The 646-nt window shown below is 34.7% G+C and carries 1 protein-coding gene; it reads right to left on the bottom strand.

Annotation, left to right across the window (positions count from 1 at the left end; all coding sequences use genetic code 11):
- Nucleotides 1-477: DNA-3-methyladenine glycosylase (locus tag V3W49_RS22770; RefSeq protein ID WP_500148227.1), on the bottom strand; the 477-nt coding region annotated here is incomplete at its 3' end.
- Nucleotides 478-646: the final 169 nt, after the last annotated feature.

Below are 646 nucleotides of genomic sequence, written 5' to 3'. Positions count from 1 at the left end.
ATCTAATCCACTTGTTATGTATAGTTCAGTCTTTTTAGGTAAATCAACACCATATTGTTTCTTGTTTATGTCTAATGCTAGTGTTAGTTTAGCTGGTCCATTTGCTAAGTTTGAAATTTTATTAGTTTTTCTATTTTTTTTCATTATGCCTATTCCTTTTTCTGGATTCAAACCACGAATTAAAACTGCACCTGCTGCAAAGTTATGATTTCTTGCAACAACATTGAAACAGAAATACATACCATAAGTGAAGTAAACATATGCTCTACCAACTTGTCCAAACATAGCTTTGTTTCTTTCTGTTAAGCCACGATATGCATGACTTGGGGGATCATCACTGTATCGATAAGCCTCAGTTTCTGTTATTATTCCAGAGATTGTCTGTTTCCCAATAGTTCGAATCAAATTTTTCCCAAGCAAATCTCTTGCAACCTTGACTGTATCTCTTTCATAGAATGTTCTTGGGACTGTCTCCACTATTCTCATCCTTTGATCCCATTCAGGACTTTTACTAGAGTCTTCATATCCTTCTTCAAGGTTTGAAGAAGTAATTGATTGTAAATTGTCGCAGCCGGATGAATTGTGAGAAAGTAACGATTCCCATCCCTCTTTATTATTTTTCCATGATCTTTGGTAATGTTACTAC

It is taken from the genome of Rosenbergiella sp. YN46 (genome assembly GCF_036620675.1).
GTDB lineage: Bacteria > Pseudomonadota > Gammaproteobacteria > Enterobacterales > Enterobacteriaceae > Jejubacter.
The sequence above is the reverse complement of the archived record's forward strand: the minus strand, read 5'-3'. Positions and strand labels throughout refer to the sequence as shown.